The organism is Rummeliibacillus sp. SL167 (genome assembly GCF_007896505.1).
Lineage (GTDB): Bacteria > Bacillota > Bacilli > Bacillales_A > Planococcaceae > Rummeliibacillus > Rummeliibacillus suwonensis.
The window spans coordinates 1-1,660 of sequence record NZ_VCBM01000013.1 but is presented as its reverse complement, the minus strand read 5'-3'; the positions used below and the strand labels follow the sequence as shown (position 1 = coordinate 1,660).

The window sequence follows — 1,660 nt, the reverse complement described above, 5'->3', positions numbered from 1 at the left end:
CCGACCCACCATAATTATGCCGGTGTAGCTCAGTTGGTAGAGCAACTGACTTGTAATCAGTAGGTCGAGGGTTCGACTCCTTTCGCCGGCATCATAAATCGGAGGGGTAGCGAAGAGGCTAAACGCGGCGGACTGTAAATCCGCTCCTTCGGGTTCGGCAGTTCGAATCTGCCCCCCTCCACCATCTTTAATATTTAGGGGCATAGTTTAACGGTAGAATAGAGGTCTCCAAAACCTTTGATGTGGGTTCGATTCCTACTGCCCCTGCCATTTTGGATATATCGGATTTAAATATATTGGCGGATGTGGTGAAGTGGTTAACACACCGGATTGTGGTTCCGGCATTCGAGGGTTCGATCCCCTTCATCCGCCCCATCATAATTTAATATAATAGGTAACATTTTATGTTGGCGGATGTGGTGAAGTGGTTAACACACCGGATTGTGGTTCCGGCATTCGTGGGTTCGATCCCCATCATCCGCCCCATATTGGGGTATAGCCAAGCGGTAAGGCAACGGATTTTGATTCCGTCATGCCCTGGTTCGAATCCAGGTACCCCAGTTAATATGCGGAAGTAGTTCAGTGGTAGAACATCACCTTGCCAAGGTGGGGGTCGCGGGTTCGAACCCCGTCTTCCGCTCCAACTAAAATAATTATAGGGCGGCATAGCCAAGTGGTAAGGCACAGGTCTGCAAAACCTTTATCCACCGGTTCAAATCCGGTTGCCGCCTCCATTTTATCTTTAACTAGTATTTTGCCGGTGTGGCGGAATTGGCAGACGCGCACGACTCAAAATCGTGTTCCTTCTGGAGTGTCGGTTCGACCCCGACCACCGGTACCATACTTATAAACATTGATACTACAAGGTTTTTAACTCTTTATGAGTTAAAAGCCTTTTTTGTTTTGTAGATTTAATATTTACAGTGACAACAAATTGACAACAATTGATTTAGGCTCTTTGTAAATAGTGGTTCTATACTAATAGAACCTAGATTTATTGACCAGTATTATCGAATATGTTATCACATAAATTATTTACCGCATCTCTTTTTGTATCCTCTGTTACATGGCCATATATATCGGCTGTAATGGTTATAGATGAGTGTCCTAGCAATTCTGAGACAACTTTTAAAGGGATTCCCTGAAGCTAATGAAATTGATGCATTGGAATGTCTTGTATCATGAAAACGAATAATTGGTAAATCATTTTCTTGTAAAAAGCGTTTAAACTTTTTAGTAAAGTAATTAGGAGAAGCATAACCACCATGTTCATTACTATTTACCAAATTAAGTGGTGATATTACTGTTTGAGAAGCACGGTGCTTTTTTAGTAAATCTAGTAAAATATCTGGAATAGGTAAGATACGATTACTATTGTTTGTTTTAGGTTTTGTAAGACCATCTTTAGGATGAATTAACTGGCGATCAATTGTTATCGTTTTTGCTTTAAAATCTACTCTATCCCAAGTAAGTCCAAATATTTCTCCACGACGAAGCCCAAGAGAGAGTCCCAAATATACTGGAACTCTGAAATCTAATGGCTCATTTTTTAATGCTTCAACACATTTGTATTTCGCAAGTAAAAATTGAGCCATTTATTAATTAAAAACTGAGCCACTTAAACCGAACTGTTTTCTAGCCATTCTTTTGTATCTAATAT

1 protein-coding gene and 9 tRNA genes are annotated in these 1,660 nt (G+C 40.7%); 9 read left to right on the top strand and 1 reads right to left on the bottom strand.

Annotation, left to right across the window (positions count from 1 at the left end; all coding sequences use genetic code 11):
- Positions 1-18: 18 nt before the first annotated feature.
- From FEZ13_RS19210 to FEZ13_RS19170, 9 genes are all read left to right on the top strand, one after another.
- Positions 19-91: transfer RNA gene (locus FEZ13_RS19210), tRNA-Thr, on the top strand.
- Between the two features lie 9 nt (positions 92-100).
- A tRNA-Tyr gene (locus tag FEZ13_RS19205) sits at positions 101-184 on the top strand.
- A 12-nt stretch (positions 185-196) separates the two neighbouring features.
- A tRNA-Trp gene (locus FEZ13_RS19200) sits at positions 197-270 on the top strand.
- A 29-nt stretch (positions 271-299) separates the two neighbouring features.
- Positions 300-375, top strand: a tRNA-His gene (locus FEZ13_RS19195).
- A 35-nt stretch (positions 376-410) separates the two neighbouring features.
- Positions 411-486, top strand: a tRNA-His gene (locus FEZ13_RS19190).
- Between the two features lie 3 nt (positions 487-489).
- A tRNA-Gln gene (locus tag FEZ13_RS19185) sits at positions 490-561 on the top strand.
- A gap of 7 nt (positions 562-568) precedes the next feature.
- Positions 569-643 (top strand) — tRNA-Gly (locus tag FEZ13_RS19180).
- Positions 644-659: 16 nt separating this feature from the next.
- Positions 660-734, top strand: a tRNA-Cys gene (locus FEZ13_RS19175).
- Between the two features lie 22 nt (positions 735-756).
- Positions 757-841: transfer RNA gene (locus FEZ13_RS19170), tRNA-Leu, on the top strand.
- A gap of 190 nt (positions 842-1,031) precedes the next feature.
- Here FEZ13_RS19170 and FEZ13_RS19160 read toward each other — a convergent pair.
- Entirely contained in the window at positions 1,032-1,595 is a 564-nt protein-coding gene (locus FEZ13_RS19160) for a site-specific integrase (RefSeq protein ID WP_146553973.1), read from the bottom strand.
- Positions 1,596-1,660 lie beyond the last annotated feature (65 nt).